The organism is Colwellia sp. BRX8-9 (assembly GCF_014077245.1).
Classification (GTDB): domain Bacteria; phylum Pseudomonadota; class Gammaproteobacteria; order Enterobacterales; family Alteromonadaceae; genus Colwellia_A.
In genome coordinates, this window is the sequence record NZ_JACGVN010000021.1 from 1 (window position 1) to 24,555 (window position 24,555).

22 protein-coding genes and 1 rRNA gene are annotated in these 24,555 nt (G+C 37.8%); 15 read left to right on the forward strand and 8 right to left on the reverse strand.

Features of this window, described 5'->3' with window-relative positions; translation table 11 throughout:
• A 5S ribosomal RNA gene (rrf, locus tag H4J70_RS15810) occupies positions 1 to 106 on the forward strand; the annotation flags it as partial.
• 621 nt (positions 107 to 727) lie between these two features.
• Positions 728 to 1,843 carry an MltA domain-containing protein gene (locus H4J70_RS15815; protein WP_182231066.1) on the forward strand — a complete coding sequence of 372 codons (1,116 nt, stop codon included), beginning with the start codon at positions 728 to 730 and terminating at the stop codon, positions 1,841 to 1,843.
• 8 nt (positions 1,844 to 1,851) lie between these two features.
• Here H4J70_RS15815 and H4J70_RS15820 read toward each other — a convergent pair whose 3' ends face one another.
• The gene (locus H4J70_RS15820) at positions 1,852 to 2,043 is read right to left on the reverse strand and encodes a hypothetical protein (RefSeq protein WP_182251434.1); all 192 of its coding nucleotides are present in this window, start codon (positions 2,041 to 2,043) and stop codon (positions 1,852 to 1,854) included.
• Between the two features lie 178 nt (positions 2,044 to 2,221).
• On the opposite strand from H4J70_RS15820, the gene H4J70_RS15825 reads away from it, so the two are divergent.
• The 3 genes from H4J70_RS15825 (at position 2,222) to H4J70_RS15835 (ending at position 4,821) form a co-directional block, all read left to right on the forward strand.
• Positions 2,222 to 3,382 (forward strand): porin, encoded by a 1,161-nt coding sequence (locus H4J70_RS15825; RefSeq protein WP_182222960.1) that lies wholly within the window; start codon positions 2,222 to 2,224, stop codon positions 3,380 to 3,382.
• 116 nt (positions 3,383 to 3,498) lie between these two features.
• Entirely contained in the window at positions 3,499 to 4,011 is a 513-nt protein-coding gene (locus H4J70_RS15830) for an FMN-binding protein (protein ID WP_182222957.1), read from the forward strand.
• A gap of 45 nt (positions 4,012 to 4,056) precedes the next feature.
• A complete protein-coding gene (locus tag H4J70_RS15835) occupies positions 4,057 to 4,821 on the forward strand; it encodes a PepSY-associated TM helix domain-containing protein (protein ID WP_182251435.1) in 765 nt (254 codons plus the stop codon).
• 104 nt (positions 4,822 to 4,925) lie between these two features.
• Here the strand turns inward: H4J70_RS15835 and H4J70_RS15840 are convergent, their stop codons facing one another.
• Positions 4,926 to 5,417 (reverse strand): TlpA disulfide reductase family protein, encoded by a 492-nt coding sequence (locus tag H4J70_RS15840; protein WP_182217939.1) that lies wholly within the window; start codon positions 5,415 to 5,417, stop codon positions 4,926 to 4,928.
• A 140-nt stretch (positions 5,418 to 5,557) separates the two neighbouring features.
• Between H4J70_RS15840 and H4J70_RS15845 the strand changes: the two genes are divergently transcribed.
• On the forward strand, positions 5,558 to 6,046 hold the full coding sequence (locus tag H4J70_RS15845) for a hypothetical protein (RefSeq protein ID WP_070375591.1): 489 nt from the start codon (positions 5,558 to 5,560) through the stop codon (positions 6,044 to 6,046).
• Between the two features lie 50 nt (positions 6,047 to 6,096).
• Here H4J70_RS15845 and H4J70_RS15850 read toward each other — a convergent pair whose 3' ends face one another.
• The 3 genes from H4J70_RS15850 to uvrA form a co-directional block, all read right to left on the reverse strand.
• Positions 6,097 to 6,996, reverse strand: coding sequence for a fused MFS/spermidine synthase (locus H4J70_RS15850; RefSeq protein ID WP_182251436.1), 900 nt, complete (start codon positions 6,994 to 6,996; stop codon positions 6,097 to 6,099).
• Positions 6,989 to 7,645, reverse strand: coding sequence for a fused MFS/spermidine synthase (locus tag H4J70_RS15855; protein WP_182217942.1), 657 nt, complete (start codon positions 7,643 to 7,645; stop codon positions 6,989 to 6,991). The genes H4J70_RS15850 and H4J70_RS15855 overlap by 8 nt, the downstream gene beginning before the upstream one ends.
• Before the next feature lie 160 nt (positions 7,646 to 7,805).
• Positions 7,806 to 10,655: an excinuclease ABC subunit UvrA gene (gene uvrA, locus H4J70_RS15860; RefSeq protein WP_182251437.1), complete on the reverse strand. Its 2,850-nt coding sequence runs from the start codon at positions 10,653 to 10,655 to the stop codon at positions 7,806 to 7,808.
• Between the two features lie 202 nt (positions 10,656 to 10,857).
• Between uvrA and H4J70_RS15865 the strand changes: the two genes are divergently transcribed.
• Positions 10,858 to 12,222: an MFS transporter gene (locus tag H4J70_RS15865; RefSeq protein WP_182217943.1), complete on the forward strand. Its 1,365-nt coding sequence runs from the start codon at positions 10,858 to 10,860 to the stop codon at positions 12,220 to 12,222.
• 75 nt (positions 12,223 to 12,297) lie between these two features.
• Here the strand turns inward: H4J70_RS15865 and H4J70_RS15870 are convergent, their stop codons facing one another.
• Positions 12,298 to 12,783: a hypothetical protein gene (locus H4J70_RS15870; RefSeq protein ID WP_182251438.1), complete on the reverse strand. Its 486-nt coding sequence runs from the start codon at positions 12,781 to 12,783 to the stop codon at positions 12,298 to 12,300.
• Positions 12,784 to 12,932: 149 nt separating this feature from the next.
• Here H4J70_RS15870 and H4J70_RS15875 point away from each other — a divergent pair, with 149 nt between their 5' ends.
• The 4 genes from H4J70_RS15875 (at position 12,933) to pssA (ending at position 18,476) form a co-directional block, all read left to right on the forward strand.
• Positions 12,933 to 14,999 carry an NADPH-dependent 2,4-dienoyl-CoA reductase gene (locus H4J70_RS15875; protein ID WP_182217945.1) on the forward strand — a complete coding sequence of 689 codons (2,067 nt, stop codon included), beginning with the start codon at positions 12,933 to 12,935 and terminating at the stop codon, positions 14,997 to 14,999.
• A gap of 123 nt (positions 15,000 to 15,122) precedes the next feature.
• A complete protein-coding gene (locus H4J70_RS15880) occupies positions 15,123 to 16,295 on the forward strand; it encodes a HAMP domain-containing protein (RefSeq protein ID WP_182251439.1) in 1,173 nt (390 codons plus the stop codon).
• Positions 16,292 to 17,074, forward strand: a complete 783-nt coding sequence (locus H4J70_RS15885) for a methyl-accepting chemotaxis protein (RefSeq protein ID WP_182251440.1) — start codon at positions 16,292 to 16,294, stop codon at positions 17,072 to 17,074. The genes H4J70_RS15880 and H4J70_RS15885 overlap by 4 nt, the downstream gene beginning before the upstream one ends.
• Positions 17,075 to 17,147: 73 nt before the next feature.
• The gene (pssA, locus tag H4J70_RS15890) at positions 17,148 to 18,476 is read left to right on the forward strand and encodes a CDP-diacylglycerol--serine O-phosphatidyltransferase (RefSeq protein ID WP_182217949.1); all 1,329 of its coding nucleotides are present in this window, start codon (positions 17,148 to 17,150) and stop codon (positions 18,474 to 18,476) included.
• Between the two features lie 68 nt (positions 18,477 to 18,544).
• Here pssA and H4J70_RS15895 read toward each other — a convergent pair whose 3' ends face one another.
• Positions 18,545 to 19,246, reverse strand: coding sequence for a 2OG-Fe(II) oxygenase (locus tag H4J70_RS15895; protein ID WP_182251456.1), 702 nt, complete (start codon positions 19,244 to 19,246; stop codon positions 18,545 to 18,547).
• A 137-nt stretch (positions 19,247 to 19,383) separates the two neighbouring features.
• On the opposite strand from H4J70_RS15895, the gene H4J70_RS15900 reads away from it, so the two are divergent.
• The 3 genes from H4J70_RS15900 to H4J70_RS15910 all read left to right on the forward strand — a co-directional run bounded on the left by H4J70_RS15900 (position 19,384) and on the right by H4J70_RS15910 (position 22,049).
• Positions 19,384 to 19,782: a thioesterase family protein gene (locus H4J70_RS15900; RefSeq protein WP_070375598.1), complete on the forward strand. Its 399-nt coding sequence runs from the start codon at positions 19,384 to 19,386 to the stop codon at positions 19,780 to 19,782.
• A gap of 178 nt (positions 19,783 to 19,960) precedes the next feature.
• Positions 19,961 to 20,644 carry a single-stranded DNA-binding protein gene (gene ssb / locus H4J70_RS15905; protein ID WP_182251441.1) on the forward strand — a complete coding sequence of 228 codons (684 nt, stop codon included), beginning with the start codon at positions 19,961 to 19,963 and terminating at the stop codon, positions 20,642 to 20,644.
• Between the two features lie 514 nt (positions 20,645 to 21,158).
• Positions 21,159 to 22,049, forward strand: coding sequence for a hypothetical protein (locus H4J70_RS15910; protein ID WP_182251442.1), 891 nt, complete (start codon positions 21,159 to 21,161; stop codon positions 22,047 to 22,049).
• Positions 22,050 to 22,329: 280 nt separating this feature from the next.
• Here the strand turns inward: H4J70_RS15910 and H4J70_RS15915 are convergent, their stop codons facing one another.
• Complete coding sequence (locus tag H4J70_RS15915) at positions 22,330 to 23,160, reverse strand: LysR family transcriptional regulator (protein ID WP_182218687.1); 831 nt, start codon at positions 23,158 to 23,160, stop codon at positions 22,330 to 22,332.
• A gap of 127 nt (positions 23,161 to 23,287) precedes the next feature.
• Between H4J70_RS15915 and H4J70_RS15920 the strand changes: the two genes are divergently transcribed.
• Complete coding sequence (locus H4J70_RS15920) at positions 23,288 to 24,481, forward strand: acyl-CoA dehydrogenase (RefSeq protein WP_182218685.1); 1,194 nt, start codon at positions 23,288 to 23,290, stop codon at positions 24,479 to 24,481.
• The last annotated feature ends 74 nt before the right edge of the window (positions 24,482 to 24,555 follow it).

Consider the following 24,555-nt stretch of genomic DNA (forward strand, 5'->3'; position numbering starts at 1 on the left):
AATAGCACTGTGGCACCACCTGATCCCATTCCGAACTCAGAAGTGAAACGCAGTAGCGCCGATGGTAGTGTGGGAGTTCCCATGTGAGAGTAGGACATTGCTAGGCTCCTAATTAGAAAAACCCGTTACTAACGTAACGGGTTTTTTGCTTTCTGACGTTTAAAAAAGACCAAATCCATAACTAGCATGCACTGATAACAACGGTAGTGTGACTTATGTCCGACATGCCCATGTGAGAGTAGGACATTCTAAGCTCCTAATTAGGTCGCTCTTTGCCATCCTTGGCAACGCGACATTAGTATATCCCTACACGTCAAAAACCCGTTACTAACGTAACGGGTTTTTTGCTTTCTGGCGTTTAAAAAGACCAAATCCATAGCTAGCATGGATTAATAACAAGGGTAGTGTGACTTATGTTCGATATGCCCATGTGAGCCTAGGACATTCTCCGCTTCCAATTAGGTCGCTCTTGGCCATCCTTGGCAACGCGACATTAGTATATCCCTACACGTCAGAAACCCGATCCGAAAGAGTCGGGTTTTTTGCTTTCTGACGTTTAAAAAAGACCAAATCCATAGCTAGCATGCATTAATAACAAGGGTAGTGTGTCTTATATTAGACATGCTCATGTCAGAGTAGGATATTTTGCTGTTTGTTCTATGATAAACCTATATCTTTTATTAGCTTAATAGTTACAATATTGAAAAAGTTTTAATAGGTCTGATTAATGCGCTACTTAATATATTTATTTTCCTCTGTATTCCTGTTTATATTTCAAGTGAATGCTTATGAATTTGTCCTTGAAAAATCACCAAGTATTAATAAACTTGTAGATTTTAAAGCAAGTGACTTATGTCAAGTTACTGAAAATACAATGGATTATATAAAAAAGGTTCCTAGCGATAAGTTTGCAGTACACCCAGGGACAATATTTAACAATAAAATTAGTATGCAAGATATTGAACAAACATTGGCGTTTATCTGTACAACTTATCGTGAGGACGTTCGAGCAAAACGACAGAGTCGCCTACACGATATAGCATTTGTAAAAGAGAATTTTAATTTTTTTCGTTGGCTCCCTGATACACAGACAGCACAACTCATTGCAGATAAAAGTACCAATGAAGTTAAAAGTCGATTACTAAATAGTATTCCCAAAGATAAAATTTTTCTTACTAAATATTATACGAAACTATTAGATGCCAGTACCGTTAAAACCACTAAATATAATCAAGCTTTGTATGCTTTACCGACTGATGAGGAAGGTCTTTCATTAGAGCAAGCTGAAAACCAGAAACCGCAATTGATAAGGTATAGGTATACCCGACAAGATATTATGGCAGGAGCCTTATCAACAAATACAGCGGTTAAACCTCTAATTTGGTTATCTGAAGAAGCATTACATGATGTTTTGTTACAAGGCACTGGCGTGGTAAACGTCGATGGAAAAGTACGTTACTTTAATGTTCACCGTAATAACGGCATAGCTTATGATTATGCATTAGGAAAACGAGAGCAAGCAAGATATTGGTATTTTATTGAGGTCCCTAGCATTATGGGCTATGGCCAAAAACAAGAGGATAAGATAGCGTTAAAATCTCAAGTAACGTTTGCTGGCAATGTAAAGCAGCTAGGGTTAGGTAAACTCTTTATGGTTAGCTATGACCGTAATAATGAAAATATATCACGGATCGGTGTCCTAGCTGATCAAGGTGGAGCCTTCGATGATAATTTATTCCAATTGGATATGTTAGTAGATAGCTATAAAGGTTGGAGTGATTATCACCAAGCTAATAAGCATTTACCCGACTACGCTCAGGCTTGGTTAATGTTACTAAAGTAAATAAAGGCTTATACGACAGAAAAAATTGCATCAGCGAGTCTTTTATCTAAAATTCTTGCTGTTATATCTTCAGGTTTAGCTTTTACATTAGGGGTAGGCTGGCTGTCTAAAGGGAGATGAATATTTACTTTCTTTCTTTTAAGCTTATATTGATTTTTAAGTAAACTGCACGGCGAATACATAAAGTGTATTACAAACATAGCACATTTCGATGTTACCAATTATAGGATCTCTGAAGTATCTAGTTTAAATCTTGATCTATATCAAACACAAACGAAAGACTTAATGATAATCGTTTGCATTACGTTTTATTCATGTGTATTATCACTTCAATTATAAAAAACTCTCTCTACAAACTTTAACGGACATGAACCCATGATGAAGAAAACCTTAATTGCTTCTGCACTTGTTGGCTTATTTGCTAGCACGGCTGTTATTGCAAATGACGATACAGAGGAATTACGTAAAGTTATTGCCCAGCAACAAGAAGTATTAAAGAGCTTAGAACAACGTTTAGATCAAACAGAGCAGCGCTTAGAAGCAACTGCTGACCAAGTTGAGTCAAGTACAACTGCTAGCCCATTTGCCAAAACAACCATTGGTGGCTACGGCGAATTACATTATAACAACTATAAAGATACTGACGCGAAAGTTGATTTTCATCGTTTCGTACTATTCTTTGGTCATGAGTTCACCAATAAAATTCGCTTTTTCTCTGAATTCGAATTAGAACATAGTATTGCTGGTGAAGGGCAAGATGGCGAAGTTGAGCTAGAACAAGCTTACGTAGAGTACGATTATAGCGACACTATCACTACCAAAACAGGTTTGTTTTTGGTTCCTGTTGGCATCATAAACGAAACTCACGAGCCACCAACATTTTATGGTGTTGAACGTAACGGTGTTGAAAAAAATATTATTCCAGCTACGTGGTGGGAAGCCGGTGTTGCAGCTAACTTTAAGTTGGCGCCAGGTATAGCTGTTGATACCGCTATAACTAGTGGCTTAAACGTTGGAGATGATTACAAAATTAGAGGCGGACGTCAAAAAGTTTCTAACGCTTCCGCTGAAAACTTAGCCTACACTGGGCGTATAAAATATACAGCTATTCCAGGCTTAGAGTTAGCCGCAACGGTTCAGTTTCAAACAGATTTGGCTCAAAGTGCTGCTGGTGTTGATAAAGCTGCTGCAACATTAATTCAAGCCCATGCTATTTACCAAGTTAATAACTTCACCGTTCGTGCACTATATGCCGCTTGGAATATTTACGGTAAAGAAGCAAAAGCATTAGGTCGAGATGAGCAAACTGGTTGGTACGTTGAACCTTCATATATGTTTAATGAAAAAATGGGTGCTTTTGCCCGCTATGCTGAATATAACAATGAAGCAGGAGCTAGTTCTTCTGATGCTGTTGAATCAACCAGTGTAGGTATCAATTATTACTTACATGAAAACGTTGTACTAAAAGCTGATTTTGAAGAATTAAGCGGTTCAAAAGACTCGCAAGGCTTTAACTTAGGTTTTGGCTACCAGTTTTAATTTGATTTACTTATCGCAAACTTGCGTTAGGTTATAATTCACATGGAAGTGAATGAGCATTATTTGCTCATTCACTTTTGTGTTTTAACAAATCTATTTATCATCAAGGGTGACATGTGGTTAAAATTATATTCACTTTCTTAGTTATACTTAGTTTGCAAACACCTGCGTTTGCGAATGGTATTTATCAAACATCTAAGCAGTTTATTAGCAGTTCTTTTAATGGTGAATCACCAAAATCTAAAGCGCTATGGTTGTCAAATGACGACAAAGTGGCAATTAGTGATATTATGAGCCATGAATATAACCGTTTACGCGTAAGGTACTGGCAGCAAGAAAATGCAACGGTTTGGGTGCTTGAAGAAATAGGTAAAGAACAACCTATTACAATTGGTGTTCATATTAAAGACGAGCAGGTAGTTGACCTTAAAGTCCTTGTCTATCGAGAGTCCCGTGGTGATGAAGTTCGACATGACTTTTTCACAAATCAGTTTAAGTCAGCCTCACTGACTAAAGAAAACATGCTTAATCAACATATTGATGGTATAACAGGCGCAACCATGTCGGTACGCGCACTAACTAAAGTTGCACGTTTGGCATTGTGGTTAAATAAAAAGGTAAAAGTTTAATTTTTACCGGTAATAAATTTATTTAGATAGGTCTAACGTATCCCAATGATAAATAAAAAATCAGCATACTTAATCCGTAATCGTTTTGTTCGTCATCTGCGAAAATGGCATCGGCAACTAGGTATATTTGCTGCATTATTCCTGATTTTTCTTTCTATTTCGGGTGTCGCTTTAAACCACACCTCATTTTTTTCTTTGTCAGATAAATCAATCACTAGCTCAATACTACTTAATCATTATGGAATTAAGCCCCCTAGTGATATTCGTTTTTATCAACAAAAAGAATGGTTAGTCACTGACCAGCTTATCTGGTTAAACGATCAAGTGGTTTTTCAAAGTGATACGCCTGTTATCGGTATTAGCCGTTTTCAATCTTATCTATTGTTGGTTACCACAAAGCAACTTGTTATTTTTACTGACGAAGGGCTTATTATTGATAAGATCGACAATTCCAGTGATTTACCTACGCCTATTTCAGCATTTAGAATTATTGGTGATCAGCTTGTTTTAAATACACCAGAGGGTTATTTTCAAGGAGATAGTGATTTCTTTGAGTGGCAAAAGATCACTACGCTGGTTGAGCCGTCTTGGGTGGAAAGTGCTTCTGTGACCGAAAATGAGTTGGTTGTGGCGAACAAAAAATTCCAATCGCAGTTTTTAAACTGGGAAAGAGTGATTCTTGATGCTCACTCTGGCCGATTATTTGGTAACTTAGGTGTTTGGTTTATGGACATTGTTGCTTTGATGCTTATCTTACTATCAGTGAGTGGTATTTATATTTGGCTAAAGTTTACTTATAAAAAACGTTAATATTACCCTTAGCAAGTGTTCAACCCCAGACCTTTAACGCTAATTAAGGTCTGGTCTATTTATAAATAGCTGAGCCTACTTAGCTATTGTTGAGTAAGTATTCTTTACTCTGTCGACTGAAGTAAAGCTTCTAACTCTTGTTGATACTTTTCTTTTTTACTTTCTGAAAAGCCAACATGAGTACTAACCACCTCTCCTGAACGGTCAATGATGTAGCTGCTTGGCATGCCTTTTAATTTAAACTTACGGGCAACATTGCCTTTAGGGTCATAAAAAACGGTGAAATCAGCCGGAACTTCTGCCAAAAATTCATCTGCTAATGCTTTATTGTTATCAACGTTAACACTGATAATAGTTAAGCCTTGCTGTTTATATTGCGCTTGTATTTCGTTCATCCACGGGAAGGACTTTCGACAAGGACCACACCAAGATGCCCAAAAATCTAAATAGATCACTTGTCCTTTGTGATCAGCAATTAATTTATCAAAATTTTGTAATACGTTTTCCTGTGCTATTGGCTGGGCAAAACTTACCGTTGTAAAACAAAAACTGGTCAGGACAGAGAATAACAATGGAATTAATTTTCTAGTGTTCATAGTATTTTACTTTGCAGAGTTTTTCTTATTAGAACACGGATATTTAACGAGGTGAAGTGTGATAGTTATAAAACGATAATTGTATTTTTAATGATGAGTAAGGTAAATTGCACGCAATACTTTATCTTTTAGACAGACTTATGAAAATACTTTTACAGATCAGCTCCTTGTTCATTGCTTTAATTTTACCATTGAGCATAGCGAATGCTTCAGCAGATAAAACACCCGAGCAACTTGAGCATGACAAATGGCTAAAGTTACGTTTTAGCGCTCAACATGAACGCTTAATACCGGTAGTTGCCGTTGCAGATATGTTTTTTGCTTGTGACCAAGCTAAAAATAGCGGTAATGCTAATTATCAAGTAAAGGAGCTTGTTGAAGATATGGACCGTAATTTACTGGCTGAAAAATTAACGGCTTGTTTAGCGGGAGCAACAACACAGTCTGATACTGCCTTGAATTATGGTTTGCATGGCTGTTTTTCTGAGCAATTATCAAGTTTACCACCGCAGCAGAAGTTAGAAAGAATGGCGGTGGTAACGGCAAGTATTTCAACGTTAAGCCGAGAAGAAAGGCAAAAAAGCTTTACTCGTTGTGTTACCGATCAAAGTATTAGCTATTTAAAGTAATTGCAGAGCAATCAGTTAAAGCTAAAAGCACAAAGTTAAGTGCCTCCTACTTAATTCAATAAGTTAGCCGGTGAAAACTGGTCAGTTAATAACTTAGTCTTTTCTGGCCAGTCTTGCTCGACACTAATTGGTGTCATTTGTTGGCTTATCTTTAATAAATCAATATTGAAAGGTGTTAAACGTGTTTGTAATTTTTTTGCTCGCTGATTAATTAATTCAACACTGGGCAGTTGTCCTTTGGCGGCTAAGATAATGCGATTACTATTTTTATAGTTTCGTACATTATAAAAATCGCCAAATACTGCTTTATAGGTAGCTGATTCATGTGCATATAAATCACTGACTGAAAAAGTATTAGCGCTTAATACACCTTCGGGGCTAAGTAAATCTTTAGCTTCTTGTAAAAACTCTTGCGTTAATAAGTGCTCAGGAATGTAATCACCGTTAAACGCATCAAGAATTATCCAATCGTATTGTTGTTTTCTGATCAACGCGCGTTTAATAAAAATTCTGCCATCTTGTATTACCGATGAAACAGCTTGGTTTTCGAGAAAACCAAAATATTGCCGAGCAACTTTTACAACCGCAGGGTCTATTTCAACATTGGTGATTTTACTGGTTGGGTAGAGTTCTTGAAGGACGTTTGACATAGTTCCGCCACCTAAACCAACAATAAGAATACTTTTAGGCTGCTCAATTAATAGCAAACCGGAAAAGAGTAGTTTTGTATAATTAAAGACTAAACGTTGAGGGGCAGTTTTATAAAAGCAGCTTTGATTCGTTTTAGTTGTTTTCACATTGAATTTCAAACAACGTAAATCACCTTGATCATCAACCAATATATTTCGATATAATGAACGTTCTTGGTGAACGACTTCAGCGCTTGTACTATTAACAAATAGGCAACTCAGGATAAAAATAGTTAACATCGAATAATTAAGCTTACTCATTTATAACACCTACTGTATTAAAGCTAACAGATTTCACCGATTTATTTAAGACAATAGCAATAAGTCCCAATAACGCTAATATCGAGCTAAACACCATAATAATACTGTTCACTTCAAAAAATAACACCAGATAAAATGAAGTAAGAATAGTACCTAATGCACTACCTAGTGTGGAAACAAAATATAGTTTTCCAGCGATTTGACCGCTCTTATCTCGGTCAGTTACTAATAAGCGGACCGAGTAAGGGGAGATCATCCCTAAAATAATAGTAGGTATAAAGAAGAGCGCTGTACAGGCGAGTAAAGAGCCATAGCGAGAATCTTCAACATTTAAAAAGATGACTTCCATTATTGTTGTTGACCATAAGGCAACGGGCAAAATGGTAATGCCTGCTAATACAAAGATAAAACCATATTTTTTCAAAGAAGCATTTTTTGTCGACAGCTTACCACCAGCCAAATAGCCAAACGATAAACTCAGCATAAACACGGTAATTATACTGCCCCAAATATGCACACTACTGCCAAAAAAAGGAGCAAGTATTCTGCCACCTAATAGTTCAATGCCCATTATGCAAAAACCGCTACAAAAAGCGAGTAGGTAAATGAATGGGTTTTGCCATGATGGCTGGGGTTTGGTATCCGTCATTTAGGGTATCAGTAATATTGTCTATTAAGTAAAGCTATCTTAACGACAAAAGGCGCGATATACCAAGCCAATTTGATAGGTAGCCGTTCGACCTGAATTTCAGTTGCATCCTGAAAATTCAAGTTAAACGGAGATACACGCCTTTTGGGTTTGTTAAGGCTTATTTACGCTTTTTAGCTGCTTGCTTCTCGAGTAAAGGTTTTAAGAACCTCGCGGTATGTGATGTCTTGTGTTTAGCAACCTGTTCAGGTGTACCAGAAACCAATATTTCACCACCACCAGAGCCACCTTCAGGGCCTAAATCAATAATCCAATCGGCTGTTTTTATCACGTCTAAGTTATGCTCTATAACAACAACAGTATTGCCATGGTCACGCAAACGATGGATAACATGCATCAGTTGTTTGATGTCGTGAAAATGCAAACCTGTGGTTGGTTCATCAAGAATATAGAGGGTCTTACCAGTATCACGTTTGGATAGCTCTTTTGATAATTTAACCCGTTGTGCCTCACCACCTGAAAGGGTCGTGGCAGACTGACCTAATTTAATATAACTTAAACCAACATCCATTAACGTTTGTAATTTACGATTAATAGCTGGGATGGGTGCAAAAAAAGTTAAAGCGTCTTCGATTGTCATATCAAGCACTTCATGAATGCTCTTGCCTTTATATTTTACTTCTAATGTTTCACGATTATAACGTTTTGAATTACACGCATCACAAGGAACATAAACGTCAGGTAAGAAATGCATTTCAACTTTGATTAATCCATCGCCTTGGCAAGCTTCACAACGCCCGCCTTTTACATTAAAGCTAAAGCGTCCGGGTTTATACCCTCTTGAACGTGACTCTTGAGTCGCAGCAAAAATTTCACGAATAGCGGTAAATATACCCGTATAGGTTGCAGGGTTTGAGCGTGGTGTTCTCCCTATGGGACTTTGGTCAATATCGATAACTTTATCAAGTAAATCTAAACCAATAATTTCTTTATACGGTGCCGGTTCTTGTGTCGTCGCACCATTTAAAGCAATGTGAGCAAGTTTAAATAGGGTATCGTTAATCAAGGTCGACTTGCCTGAACCTGAAACACCGGTTACACAGGTCATAAGACCATTGGGTATAACTAAATCAACATTCTTTAAATTATTACCGGTTGCGCCTTTTAGTTCAACGACATTGTTTTTATCAAAAGGTACACGAACCTTAGGTATCTCAATACCTTCTCGTCCTGAAAGGTACTTACCCGTTAGTGAATTTTCACAGGCTAAAATATCATTTACATCACCTTGAGCAATAATTTCACCACCATGAACACCGGCTCCAGGGCCAATATCAATAACATAATCGGCGGCTCTGATGGCGTCTTCGTCATGCTCAACCACGATCACGGTATTGCCTAAATCACGTAAATGGATCAAGGTTTTTAATAAACGTTCGTTATCGCGTTGATGTAACCCAATTGATGGTTCGTCTAATACATACATTACGCCAACTAAACCAGCACCTATTTGGCTTGCTAAACGAATACGTTGTGCTTCACCGCCTGATAAGGTGCCAGCAGCGCGTGATAAATTGAGGTAATTTAAGCCAACATTAACTAAGAAGCCTAAACGTTCACACACTTCTTTAAGAATTTTTTCTGCAATTTGTGCTTTCTGACCTGATAAATTTAAGTTTTCGAAAAAGGCTAAGGCGTCAGAAATAGCAAGCTCGGCAATATCAGTTAATGGTGTATCAGCAATAAAAACATTACGCGCTTCAAGGCGTAAACGACTGCCATTACAATCTGGGCAATGTTGGCTATTTAAGTATTTTGATAATTCGTCACGAACGGCATTAGATTCTGTTTCACGGAATCGTCGTTCCATATTATTAATTATGCCTTCAAACGGGTGCTTACGAATAACAACATCACCACGGTCGTTCATATATTTGAATTCAATCTCTTGTTTACCACTACCACGAAGGATTAAATCTTGGTCACTCTTGGATAATTTTTCAAAAGGTTTATCAAGGGCAAATTTATAATGATCAGACAGTGCTTGTAGCATTTGAAAATAGTAAAAATTACGTTTGTCCCAGCCACGTATTGCACCACCCGCTAAGCTCAATTCAGGATTAGTAATAACACGAGCACAGTCAAAAAACTGTTGATTACCCAAACCATCACAGGTTTTACAGGCACCTGCTGGATTATTGAATGAGAATAAGCGCGGCTCAAGCTCTTGCATACTATAACCACACTTTGAACAAGCAAAATTAGCTGAAAAGACTAATTCTTCTCGATCAGGTTCATCCATAAAGGCAACTTTAGCGGTACCCGCGGTTAAACTTAATGCGGTTTCAAAAGATTCGGATAAGCGAAGTTGAATATCGTCACGTACTTTTAAACGGTCAACCACCACTTCAATCGTATGTTTTTTGTGAAGTTCTAATGTTGGAGGATCAGATAAATCACAGACCTCGCCGTCTATTCTAGCTCGAATATAACCCTGAGATGCGAGGTTCTCGAGTAATTTAACATGCTCACCTTTTCGACCTTGAAGCACAGGTGCGAGCACCATGACTTTTGTACCTTCTTCAAGTGCTAAAACCTTATCGACCATTTGTGAATTTGTTTGTGCCGCTAAAGGCTGGTGATGTGTAGGGCAACGTGGCTCGCCAACACGGGCATAAAGTAGTCGTAAGTAATCGTAAATTTCGGTAATAGTACCCACAGTAGAGCGTGGATTATGCGACGTTGATTTCTGTTCAATAGAAATTGCCGGCGATAAGCCTTCTATGTGATCGACATCAGGCTTTTCCATCATCGATAAAAATTGACGAGCATAAGCCGAAAGTGATTCAACATAGCGTCGCTGACCTTCTGCATATAAAGTATCAAAAGCGAGTGAAGATTTACCTGAACCCGAAAGCCCAGTAATAACGACTAATTTTTCTCTAGGAATATCTAAGCTGATGTTTTTAAGGTTATGCGTTCTAGCGCCACGTACTTCAATGTTTTTCATAAATATCCACTCTAATAAGTTTATCCGAATGTGCACAAACTCAATAGATTCGCTATCGCTATTTTACGTAAAGTTTGAACCAAGTATTATTGCATAATTACTCGGCAATAATCAGTAATAATCTCTGTTTTTGTTCAGGACTTTGTCGTGCTACTATAGCGCGAATTTTCGCTTTTTTATGACACGTTAAATAGAGAGCCCCATGAGTACGACAGGTTTAAACAGTATTGAGAAAAAAGCCGCATTTTCTTTAGCCGCCGTTTTTGGCTTGCGTATGCTTGGGCTTTTTATGATTTTGCCAGTGTTTGCTATTTATGGCGAGCAGCTGATCGGCTTTAGTCCTATTTGGATAGGCTTAGCTATTGGAGCATATGGTCTAACCCAAGCTATGCTGCAAATACCTATGGGGATACTGTCTGATAAATACGGCAGAAAACCGATTATTTTAATTGGTTTAGTTATTTTCTTCTTAGGGAGTGTTGTCGCTGCAATGTCTGACACTATTTATGGCGTTGTTTTTGGCCGAGCATTACAAGGTACCGGCGCTATTGCAAGTGCCGTATTAGCACTGGCCGCCGATTTGAGTCGAGAAGAGCAACGACCCAAAGTTATGGCAACTATTGGTATGTTTATTGGCTTGTCATTTACTCTCGCTATGGTTTTTGGACCTATAGTTGCGCAAGCGTTTGGGCTGAGTGGTTTGTTTTGGTTTACGGCAATATTAACCATTTTAGCTATGGTAATGATTCAGTTCATGGTACCAAACTCAGTAAATAAAGCGCCAAAGGGCGATAGTGTCGCTTTACCGGAGCAACTCAGTAAGCTTATTCGTAATCCCGAATTATCGCGTTTAAATTGGGGAGTATTTATTCTTCATATGGCGTTAACGGCTTGTTTTATTACTTTACCTAAACAGTTTGTTGCCAGTGGTTTAGCGCTAGAGCAACATTGGCAATTATATTTACCCGCTTTGTTAGGTTCTTTCTTTTTGATGGTACCTTTTATGATTATTGCGATTAAAAAGCAAAAAGAAAAACAGATGTTTTCAGCGGCTATCTTATTACTGGCAGCCTCGTTATTACTGTTGTGGTATTTACCGCTTGGCTTTTGGACGTTAGTGTTATTGGTGGTGATGTTTTTTACTGCCTTTAATTATCTAGAAGCAACTATGCCATCTATTTTGTCACGCATTGCTCCGGCTGGCGTAAAAGGCAGTGTGATGGGTATTTATTCGAGTAGTCAATTTTTAGGTGCTTTTACCGGTGGTATTATTGGCGGCATTATTGCCAGCCAATTTGGGGAACAAGCGATATTTTTAGTAATGTCATTGATCACTTTATTATGGTTTTTTGGTGCTATAAGCATGAAACCACTGCAAAAATCAAAAAGTTATACTTTCACCACCAGCATTGATTGCCAAGAAAAAGCCAATGAAGTCGCCGAAAAATTAATTGAATTACCTGGGGTTATCGAAGCGATATTGGTGCAAGAAGAATCGGTTGTTTACCTTAAGGTTGATGATAAAGTGGTGAACTTGGCTGATATCAAAGCTGCCTTGAACCCATAGTGACAAATCATCTGCTGAATTTGCTTATCTCCTTATAGGCAAGTTCAGCAGAGACAAAGCTGTTAAATACCACTATTAATAAACGCCACTAACCAGGTAATATTGCTTACTAGTGCCTATTGTTAACGCAACATCATCATCAATAGACTTACCTATTAATGCTTTTGCCATCGGTGAGTTTGGTGTAATAACGGTATAGGGCTTTCTATTTAATACGCCTTGAAAGCCTCCTGCGGCCGGCGCAATAAAAAACCATTTATCTCCACCTTTTTCTGGTGTTATCTGTACTAAGGCGCCTATTGAAACAGGCATTCTTTCCTCAAAGTTGTAAATAACAAACCGTTCAATGGCTTGTTTAGCTTGTTGGATATCATGGACACGTCTAGATTGACCTTCCGCTAAATAGCTAGCTTCAATAGCAAGCGTATCGTATTGAGTTTCTGCGACCGACTGATCATCAGTGGCGGCTAAGTGAGCATTATTTGCTGCTGTTTTTATCGCAGACAATTCTGCTGATAAATGGGCAAGGATATCGTTAATTATTATCTGTTTTTTCATCATACTCAGCATACTTGCTTGAAATTTTTAGTAAATATATTTTTGATCTGACAGCTGTCAAAATAGTACTTGAATTTATCGTTATAAACGTCTACTTTATAATGATAATAACTGGTTTGACCATAAAAATAATCCCGAAAAAGTGAACTACTATGACAATTAGCACAGCCAATAGCGCCTTTCCTAACTTATTAGCCCCATTAGATTTGGGTTTTACCACCTTAGCAAATCGTACACTCATGGGCTCAATGCACACTGGACTTGAAGAAGAAAAGGGCGGCTTTGATAAATTGGCTGCTTTTTATCAAGCTCGAGCTAAAGGTGGTGTCGGCTTAATTGTTACCGGTGGTATTAGCCCCAACGCACGCGGGCGCCTAACACCTATGGGCTGTGAACTCAGTAAGTTTTGGCACGTCGCTAAACATAAAAAAATTACTGAAGCAGTTCATCAGTATCCAACAAAAATTTGTTTGCAGTTGTTGCACGCCGGTCGTTATTCTTATCATCCATTTAGCTTTGCGCCAAGTAAAGTTAAGTCACCGATAAATCCATTTACACCCGCTGCGATGTCAGTTCGTCAAATTAAAGGCACCATTAAAGACTTTGCCCATTCAGCATTATTAGCACAACGTGCAGGCTACGATGGTGTTGAAATTATGGGTTCTGAAGGTTATTTAATTAACCAGTTCTCATGTGTACGCGTTAATAAACGAACCGATGAATGGGGAGGCTGCGTTGAAAACCGTATGCGCTTAGCCATTGACATCATTAAAGCTGTTAGAGAAAAAGTGGGTGAAAAATTCATCCTTATCTTTAGATTGTCGATGCTAGATCTTGTTGATGGAGGTAATAGCTGGGCCGATGTAGTTACCATGGCAAAGGCGGTTGAAGCGGCTGGGGCGACATTAATCAATACCGGTATTGGCTGGCACGAAGCGCGCATTCCTACCATTTCTACTTCGGTACCACGTGCTGCATTTACTTGGATCACAGAGAAAATGAAGCAAGAAGTTTCTATTCCATTGGTGACAACTAACCGCATAAATACCCCAGAGGTCGCTGAAGAAGTTTTATCATCAGGACAGGCCGATATGGTTTCAATGGCGCGACCATTTTTAGCTGATGCGGAATTTGTCCAAAAAGCGATGGAAAATAAAAGTGATGAAATCAACACTTGTATTGGTTGTAATCAAGCCTGTTTAGACCATGTTTTTCAGCAAAAACGTGCTTCTTGTTTAGTTAATCCAACGGCATGTTATGAAACAGAACTCACCTTCGCTAAAGCGTCAAAAAATAAACGTATCGCTGTTGTAGGCGCTGGCCCTGCTGGTTTAGCTTTTAGTGTCTATGCTGCACAACGAGGTCATAAAATTGAAATTTTTGACCGTGCTAGTGAAATTGGCGGTCAATTTAACTTTGCTAAGCAAGTACCAGGTAAAGAAGAATTTTATGAAACGATTAGATATTTTAATAAGCAAATTAACTTACTCGATATTAAGCTACATTTATCAACCGAAGCGACTGCCGAAACGCTAGCAAATGCTGGCTTTGATGAAATAGTGGTTGCAACGGGTATTTTACCTAGAAAACTCGATATAGAAGGTATTGAGCATGAAAAAGTAAAAAATTATTTAGATGTACTACGTGATAAACAACCCATAGGAAAAAATGTTGCCATTATTGGCGCTGGAGGTATTGGGTTTGATGTTGCGGTTTACTTAGCGGAAGAACACGAAAAAAGTCCTCTCGTGAACAACAAAGAAAAATGGTTAAAGAGCTGGGGCGTAGATCAAAGTTATCAGGGTAATGGTGCTTTGCTGGACAAATCGGCAGTAGAGCCTATTGAAAAGACATCACGTAATATTCACTTATTACAAAGGAAGTCGACTAAGGTCGGTGCAGGGTTAGGGAAAACAACAGGTTGGATCCACAGAGCTACCTTAAAAAATAATGGTGTAAAAATGTTAGCTGGGGTCAGTTACAAGAAAATAGATGATGCCGGTTTAACCATTGAAATTGATGGTATAGAGCAAGTACTAGATGTTGACCATGTTATTATTTGTGCAGGGCAAGAATCACAACGTGGTTTATATAATAAATTAGAAAGCATCAAGGGTGCGGAGCAAGGACTACACTTAATTGGTGGTGCTAAAGTTGCTGCTGAATTAGATGCGAAAAGAGCGATACGCCAAGCTGCAGAGCTGGCCGCTATCATCTAACAGTAAGTGCTCGCCGACTTGTTGAAGATATAAATAATAATTGAAAGAAAGCAACTCTGTTTATGGTCAACTGTTATGTAGTTATATTCGCATAACAGTTAACCCATAAAAATAAGAGTAATTATGTCTGCATTTCTAAAACCTGCAATCTCACTTTCTAATGCTTTACGTTTTAAAGCGAAATTTATTCTTTTAGCGGGTATGTTTTTTCTACCTGTTTTTCTTGGTTCATGGTGGATAGTTCAAGAGCAAAGTGCTTTGATAACACAACATGAAGAGCAATTAATTGGGCTAACACAAATACAGCAAGCAGTAACACTAGAGCAAGCTATAGCCGATAGTCGCTTTCAACAAGTTAAATCGAGTACAGTTACCAATAAAATTTCACAATTAAACTTACCTAGAGATATTTCAACTTCTGCATTGTTACAGGCTTGGCAAGGTTTACGAGAAAAAGAAATCTCCCTTCAAACTGAGGCTTACCAAGCAATTTACGAGCAAAGCTTATCGATTCGAGAACGCCTTGCCGCCTTAAGTGGCTTATCCAGAGAAAATGACGCGATAGCCTTTTACTTAGCTGAGGCAAGTAGCCAACGAATTCCCGCCTTATTAGAATATTTAAAACGGACTGAATCAATCAGTGCTCAAATTATTACCAATGGCTTTAATGCAGAAAATTACACTCCTGTAATCGCGCTTGATAAACGTCTTGATGAACTACAAGTACAACTTGACAAAACAACCGTACAGCTAGAGCGTGTTGCTAATGATGAACTGTCTTTATACTTGCCTAAACACGCCGACTTTAATCTACAACTTGATGAATACCAGCAAAAATTACATCAACAGATGATCGACCCAGATAGAATATCGTTAACTCAACAGCAAGCGACACAATTAGCCGAAACGGTTTATCAATTGGCTGAAAGTTTGTTAAAAACTAGTGACAATTTGTTATTAACAAGAATTGATACCCTAACGCAGAAGAGTGAGCAAACTCTTTGGATTTTAGCGATAGTATTAATAGTTGTTATTGTGGTGATTGGCTACTTACTCATGGGGATTTATTATTCCTTAATTAATAATGTTAATGCCATCAACCAAGCGGCTGAGTATTTAGGTAGCGGTAACTTTTCTCAGGCGTTAAGGGTTAACGCGTCTGATGAACTTGGTGATATTGCTAAAAATTTCAGTCAAATGCAAAGAAAAATACGCCAATTACTGACCATCTTTAGTGATGACATTAGCAAATTACGCGCTTCGGAAACAACATTCATCAACTCACCGATCATATGAAGCACAGTATTGCCCAGCAACAGCTAAACACACACTCCGTCGTGCGGTCTATCAATGAAGTTAGTGGCTCGGTTCAGGTGATTTGCGACAGTACTGAAGCGACACTGCAATTAACGGAACAAACCAGCGAGCACGTTAATCAAGGTGGTCATATTATTAGTGACACGGCACAAGCCATTAATAATATTTCAGAAGAGGTTAATACGTCTGCAGGCCTTATTGATGAATTGGCAAAATATAGCCATGACATTGGTCAGTTTGTTAATGTCATAAAAGAAATAGCCGATCAAACCAATTTGTTGGCACTTAATGCGGCTATCGAGGCAGCACGTGCTGGAGAGCAGGGACGTGGTTTTGCTGTTGTTGCTGATGAGGTGAGAACGTTAGCCAGTCGAACTCAAGACTCTACAGCCGAAATTCAACGTATAATTGCCTTGTTACAATCAGGCACCAGTCGGTCTGTTGAAGCAATGCACCAAGGTGTTGCAATGGCTAAACAAGGTGTTGATAAAACCACACTCGTCAAAACCACTTTTACAGAGGTTACGCATAATGTTGAAGACATTGTTGGTGCGACCTTACAAATATCAACCGCCGTTAATCAGCAAGGTGTTATGGTAAAAGAAATGGCAGAAAATACCCAAAGTATTGCCCAAGACGCAGACTTAGTTATGCAATCAGCAAAAGATGCAGCCGGCGCAGGGGAAAATTTATTAACACTGGCTGACCACCTTACACAGCAACTGTCGCAATTTAAACTCGATGACTTATCGAAATAAAGTGACTGTTTGAACAAATAAGGTATTATTGCCCGTTAAACCAATGTGTTCATAAATTAAGTGGATTTCCTGAATGAATAAAGTATTAGCGGGTATTCCTCTTTTAGCTGAAAATATTACGGTGCTATCAAGCGCAAAACAATATGCTACCGCCTTAGTTCGATTAATTGAAAGTGCGCAATCACGTATTTATATAACGGCTTTATATTTACAAGATGATGCGGCTGGTCAGCAAGTGCTACATGCCCTATATCAAGCAAAGCAAACTAACCCTCATTTAGATATTAAAGTGTTTGTTGATTTTCATCGCGCGCAAAGGGGTCTAATTGGTGATAAATCAGGGCAAGGTAATCGCGATTTTTATCTTGAAGTAGCCTCACAATACAGTGAAAGTATTGCCGTGTACGGTGTGCCGGTTAAACGTAAAGAGTTAATGGGCGTTTGGCACTTTAAAGGCATGATTTTTGATAATACTTTACTTTATACGGGGGCGAGTATTAATGATATCTATTTGCACCAAGCTGAAAAATATCGTTTAGACCGTTATTACCAAATTCAATCACCGGCGTTGTGTGAAAGTTTTTGTCAATTCCTTCAACAAACCTTTGTTAAGAGTGAATTCTCGCCGCAATTAAATGTGGCAACTTTACCTAATAAATTACAAATAAAAAATACAATATCTAAGCTAAAAGCGCTATTAAAAACGGTACGTTTTAACTTCTATGCCCAAAAACCTGAATCTTTAGCAGGTGAATTATCTGTTGTGCCGCTGATTGGTTTTGGCCGGAGAAAAAATCAACTTAATCAACAGATCCGCGAAACGATTCGTTTATCAAAGAAAAATTTACTGATTTTTACCCCTTATTTTAATTTACCGAAGCCGGTTATGCGAGATTTACGTTCAGCGCTAAAGCGTGGCGTTGAAGTGACTATTATTATTGGCGATAAAAAAGCCAATGATTTTTTTATTGCGGATGAAGATAAATTTTCAACAATAGGTATTATTCCTTATATTTATGAAACCTTATTAAAGGCATTTTTGAAAAGACAACAAAAATACATTGATAACAAGCTACTGAAAGTGCGTTTATGGAAGCACGAAAGTAATAGTTTTCATTTAAAAGGCATAGTTGCTGACGAACGCTGGCATATTTTGACTGGTAATAATCTTAATCCACGGGCTTGGGGCTTAGATCTAGAAAATGGTTTATTAATTGACGATGCCAAGCAAAACTTATTACCTACGCTCACTGATGAACTGGCAGTTATTAATCAACATACGACATTAATTAGCAGTTACTTGCAACTCGAGTCACAAGATCAGTACCCAGAAAAACCTAAAAAACTGTTAAAAAAATTAAGAATGGCTCAAATAGACCGATTACTGAAACTATTTTTATAAGCAAATAGATAATAGCCGTTCACTTCGGCATGTCATAGGCATGATGAAGTGAAACGGGTATGTTTTTGCTAAGGTTGTGGGGTGTAAATTTTATCTGCGGGATTAAATAGCATCCATGACGTTAACACATACTTATCTGATGACACAGGTACATTGCCTCTGTGGGTATGAGTAAAGCCACAAGGAGCAATAACCATAGTGCCAGCTTTTGGCTTAACACTTCTTTCTTGATAGAAAAAATCAGTTTCACCACCTTCTTCGACATCATTTAAATATATAAGAAAAAGCAAGTTTCTGTGCAAGGCATTATTATCACCAAGCTGTGGAAATATTTCAGAATGCCAATAATTATAATTGCCTTTACCCTGTAAATATTTTTGGGCATTAATCGGGGCGAGCCTAAATAAATACTGTATTAAATTGACTAAATTAGGTCTACCTACCTCTTCAAAGTTATCAGCGGTTAGTTGTACGGGCTGCTTTGTTACGGGGTGCTGTACGGTTAAAGAAATACTGCTGATCAAGCTAAAGTAGTATTTGCTCACATACTCAGTGATATGAGTAATACAGGCTTGTAAAATGGTTTCCAGTGCCGGCTGAAATTCAGCATGCTGATTTAAATAAATATCCTGGCTAATTTTTTTACTAGTATCTACGCCACCACCGGTACGTCCTTGGTTTTTATGCGGACTCCTTTCAAAATCATGAATGAATTTTTTACAAAACTCTGGAGAAAGGGCGTTAGGGTATAGTTCTATAAAGTCAGTCATAGTTTGATAAGCTTCAATAAATATTGATAATGAAAATACCATAGCAATAGCTTATATTCTATTAACTTCGCTTGTACACTTCAACACAATGAAAAAGTATGTAAAATAAGCTCACTTAAAATCTGTGGAAAATGTTTATGTTCAGTGAAAAATTAATGCCAAGATTTAGCGATACCGATGCGCTAGGCCATATAAATAATACCTTGTTACCTGTGTGGTTTGAAGGCGCTAGAGATCCTGTCTTTCGATTTTTTATGCCCGCATTAGATACAAAAAATTGGCAGTTAATTCTGGCTAAAATTGATGTGGAATTCCATGCTCAACTTTACTATGGTGAAGAAATTGAAATCCGCACCTATATAGGTCGTATAGGTGGGTCATCGTTTACTGTTTACCAAGAAGCGTGGCAAAAAAATAAAAAGTGCGCGTCAGGAACTGCCGTTATGGTTCACTTTTGTTTTGAAAATCAATCGTCTTTAAAAATACCTGAGCAGATAAAAATAGAAATGAAGGCTCACCTTTTTCCAGAAGAATAATGTCGGTTTAAAATAATCAAAAAATAAACTTAAAAATGCACTGAAACTCAAAGAAATTTTTTACTCACAGTGATAGAATAATTGCCACTTTTTAAAATTGCATCGATAAATTATTTTATGTTTGTCGATAACGTAAATCAGTAAATAAAATATTTACGCACAAAGATAGGATTTTTTCATGGCCGGTGTTAATAAAGTAATCATTTTAGGTAATTTAGGTAAAGACCCAGAAGTACGTTTTATGCCTAACGGTGGCGGCGTTGCTAATCTTACTATTGCAACTTCTGAAACCTGGAAAGATAAGCAAACTGGCGAGCAGAAAGAAAAAACAGAATGGCATCGTGTTGTTATGTTTGGAAAATTAGCTGAGATTGCTGGCGAATACCTTAAAAAAGGTTCGAAAGTATATATCGAAGGTTCATTACAAACGCGTAAGTGGGCAAACCAACAGGGCCAAGATCAGTACACCACTGAAATCGTTGTACAAGGCTTTAATGGCTCTATGCAAATGCTCGACTCACGTGGTCAAGGTTCTGGCGGTCAGTCAGCTGGCGGTTTCGCTGGTCAAGCTTCACAGCAGCAAGGTGGCTTTTCTGGGCAATCATCACAGCAGGCTCCGCAACAAGCACCACAGCAACAAGGTGGTTACTCTCAGCAAGCGCCACAACAAAGTCAACAACCTGCTTATGCACCAGCACAGCAACAAGGTGGCTTCAATGCACCACAGCAGCAAGGCGGTTATTCACAACAAGCACCACAGCAGCAAGGTGGTTTTGCAAATCAAGGACAACAAAAGCAATCAGCTCCTAAAGTTAACCCTCAAGAGCCAACGATTGATTTTGATGATGATATCCCGTTCTAACGAACAATCAGTCTTAAAGTGCCAATTTAGTCACTAGAACTCAATCAAACCCAACGTAACTGTTGGGTTTTTTGTCTTTAGTCTAAAATTTTTATTATTGTTGTAGAAGCTAAATAAAGATCGAAACAAAAATCCCATGCAAGCTACTTATGCCGTTGAGTACAAATGTGCTTTTGTGAATAAAGATCGAAACAAATGTTGCAGTAAGCTTTATCTATTAAAAAAGCACCAAAAAACACTCTAAATAAAGTTGGAACCTGTCTTCAACTGCCATAATTGAACCTTAATAATCATTCGAAACACATCATGAAATAACTGTGTTAACGTCTTCTGCGAGCGCTTAGTTGACATAACGAGTTGAAAAACTTAATGTCTTCTTAGAGCGATAAGCGGAAATTGGATTAAATAGAATGATAGGGATTTCAAATGAAAAACTTTAAATTAAAATGTGTTTACAATATATCTGTTGCAGATGAGTTTAATCATTATTTAGCTTTAGCTGACGGTTATAAAAATGGGTAGCATTATTCAGAGAAGTAAAATAAATTTTATTTTTATTGCTTTTTTTTCTTTAGCCACCCTAGCGCAGCATGTTGTACCTGACAATATAGTATTACATTATTGGTTTCCTATTTTCAGCATTTTATTCTTTATCGCGGCTTTCCCCTACCTTGACTCCCCAAAGATATTTATCATCTTAGTGCTCATCTCATGGATATCATCATTTATAGTTGTGAAATTATTTCTTGGTCACTTTTACGGTTATGACGTTATTTTTATTTTATTGTATTTAAAGATTTTTTCTATATCAAGTGCCACTGGTTTTATTACAGCTAAATTTTTTGCACTCTATTTAGAGAAAAACTTATTCAACAAAAAAAAGGTTATCACATTGGGGGGAACGGCTACCTCCCTACTAGTTGCGGTCACTATTTTTATTAATTTTGATGTTTCATCAGAAAATAAACTACATAATGAACTAAGAAAAAGGTTTCAGTTAGCGGAAAGCATAAGCGTATATTATAACCGCAGTAAAAATAAGAATATTAATAATCAAATTGCGATTGAACAAAAACTGATTGATGATCTTTATTCAGTCAAAGAGGGAATAATTAGTCACGGTTATGACGATAATATTACTATTTCAAGTGACCATATAGGAATTTCTCTTGTTTATGAAGGGATCCCTGAAAATGAAGTCTGTAATATGTTTGATTATTTCTCTTCGCCTAATCTCTATGGTTTTGCTGATACTTTTGTTAATGACGTGTTAGTTAGATCACGTGTTAACTATAAAAACATAATAAATAGCAAAGATATCTGCTATGAAAGTGATGACAAAGTGACCATACGTTACACTGGCTCGTATGCCGATTTCGATCGGTATTCAAAATACTTACCCTAATGACAGCCCATGGCACTAAGCAGTCTTTAAAAGGCTGCTTTTTAGTTTCAGTATTTGGTCTTCTTTGTGGCAATAGCGACGATGATCAAAATTAATTTACTTAGATTTTTTTAATCAGTTTTAACTAATGCTAATACTCTTAGTCTGTTAAGACATAGCTGATTAGCTGGAAAATTTTCATTACTTTGTTAGAAAGTTGCTCAAAACTTTAGCTTATATGGCGCGCTGTTCAATGAGCTATCTATAAAAACAGAGGGATCTGCTCCATTATCAGTAATGTCTAATGGGCATGTTTATGAGCTAAACGCTTTAAGTTATTGATGGCTTTTGACGATGTTGTGTATGCCAATACAATTTCTCGTGTGAGTTGTAAGCCGACTATTGGCCTAAAGACCACGTCACTGCGTTTAATAATTTCACTGTGTGCGGGTAAGAATGCGCAGCCTAAACCAGCATGTACCAAGCCAAGTGCATAATCTATGGTAGTGATTTTTGCTCGTACGTCGAGACTAATACCGGCGATCGCTAAAGTGTCTTGTAGATGATCCCAAGCACTGCAAGGCATTCGCTGAATAAAAGGTAAGCCATCTAACTGTTGAATTGTGACGGTATCTTCGAGGGCAAATATATGATCATAAGGAACGGCAAGTAAATAATCTTCATGCCACATGTCTATATACTGCTCATTTTCCTGTAATTCATCTTTTAGAATAATACGTGCATCAACATTTTCAGTATGTGGCACTAAAGTCAGTTCGACAGAAGGGTTTGCTGAGGTGAATTCTTTTAATAATAAGCTCATACGTTCAACACCTAAGCCGCGGGTAACGCCTAAGTTAAAAGGTTGCTTATGGGTTTTTTCTGAAAAAACGTTTTTTATTGCACCTGCTTGCCCTAACAGCTGTTTGGCCAATGGAAATAGTTTTTTACCTTGCTCTGAAGGCGTTACACCACGTGCATGGCGAATAAAAAGTTTTACTTTCAGTTGTTGTTCAAGTTGTGCTATTGCTGCAGATATTGAAGGCTGGGCAATAAAACACGCTTTTGCAGCAGCACTAAAACTTTTTAACTCATAGACTGTAATAAAATAATTGAGTGATTTTAAATCCATAATAAACTTAGTCAACCTAGGTATAGCTTTAAACTATATCAGTTAAAGGAAAATAATGTTTTAACTTTGGCTAGTATTTGCTTATTATTTTTGCACTTAATTATTTCTCAGCTTAACAGGTAATTTCATGTCTCATTCAAGCAGTGCAAACCGTCCCTCATTTAAATGGCAAGATCCACTTTTATTGGAATCTTTATTGTCTGAAGAGGAGCGAATGATCCGTGACAGTGCGCATCAATATTGCCAAGAAAAACTAATGCCAAGAATATTAATGGCTAACCGAAATGAAGTGTTTGATGTTGAAATTATGCGCGAACTAGGTGCACTGGGCTTATTAGGCGCTACATTACCTGAAAAATATGGCTGTGCAGGCGTGAATTATGTTACTTACGGCTTAGTTGCACGAGAAGTTGAGCGTGTAGATAGTGGTTATCGAAGTGCGATGAGCGTGCAATCATCTTTAGTTATGCATCCAATCTATGCTTATGGTAGTGAAGAGCAACGGATGAAATATTTACCTAAACTAGCGTCTGGTGAATACATTGGTTGTTTTGGTTTAACTGAGCCTAATTCAGGCTCAGATCCAGGTAGCTTAACTACACATGCTACTGCGGTTGATGGCGGTTATCGCATTACGGGTAATAAAATGTGGATCACAAACTCTCCCGTGGCAGATATTTTTGTGGTTTGGGCCAAACTTGATGGTGTGATTCGTGGTTTTGTTTTAGAAAAAGGCATGGAAGGTTTAAGTGCACCAAAAATTGAAGGTAAATTTTCATTACGAGCATCCATTACCGGTGAAATCGTTATGGATAACGTTTTTGTACCTAGCGATAATATTTTACCAAATGTTAAAGGTTTATCAGGCCCATTTGGTTGTTTGAACAAAGCACGCTATGGCATTGCTTGGGGCGCTTTAGGCGCTGCAGAATTTTGTTGGCATGGTGCTCGTCAATACACACTAGACCGTGAACAATTTGGTCGTCCTTTGGCGGCAACACAGTTAATTCAGAAAAAATTAGCCGATATGCAAACCGATATCACCACGGGATTATTAGCTTGCTTACAAGTGGGTCGTTTAATGGATTCGGATCAATTAGCACCAGAAGCTATATCGCTGATCAAACGTAATTCATGTGGTAAAGCATTAGAAATTGCTCGCATGGCTCGTGATATGCACGGTGGTAACGGTATTGCTGATGAGTTTCATATTATTCGTCATATGATGAACCTTGAAGCGGTTAATACTTATGAGGGTACACATGATGTGCATGCCCTGATACTAGGTAGAGCACAAACTGGTTTACAAGCATTTTACTAAAACACTGAATAAGGCGTATTTGATACGCCTTTTATTTATGCTTTTTTTGATGCTTTATGTAGCCCTATAGCATT